Origin of the sequence: Pseudomonas sp. 2995-1 (assembly GCF_002742505.1) — a bacterium.
GTDB lineage: Bacteria > Pseudomonadota > Gammaproteobacteria > Pseudomonadales > Pseudomonadaceae > Aquipseudomonas > Aquipseudomonas sivasensis.
In genome coordinates this window covers 1-272 of the sequence record NZ_LJSA01000221.1, presented here as the reverse complement: position 1 = coordinate 272, position 272 = coordinate 1, and the positions used below count along the sequence as shown (strand labels likewise).

The 272-nt window shown below is 34.6% G+C and carries 1 protein-coding gene; it reads right to left on the bottom strand.

Translation table 11 applies throughout. From position 1 onward, the window contains the following. Positions 1–272 (bottom strand): hypothetical protein (locus tag AOA61_RS31775; RefSeq protein ID WP_218197332.1); only part of this gene is annotated, 272 nt, incomplete at both ends.

Here is a 272-nt window from a genome sequence, read left to right as displayed (position 1 = left end):
ACTCTTAAATGCCTTTATACGTTTTTCTATTGATAATTGCATAAATTGATAAAAGGGAGAGCCTGGGTGTGTATATTTTCGTGGAGGAGGAAATTTCCAATGAGAATGAAGACATTCACCTTCAATCCACTCAAAAACTAGTACATAGCCTTCCTCGACTTCGAAATGGTCCTGTAATTCTATTAAGTGTGGATGTTTTAAATCTTCATAAATGGATACTGATTTTTTTAACGTAGCTATAGCATCACTCGGTGTTCCTGTATATTCTTTTG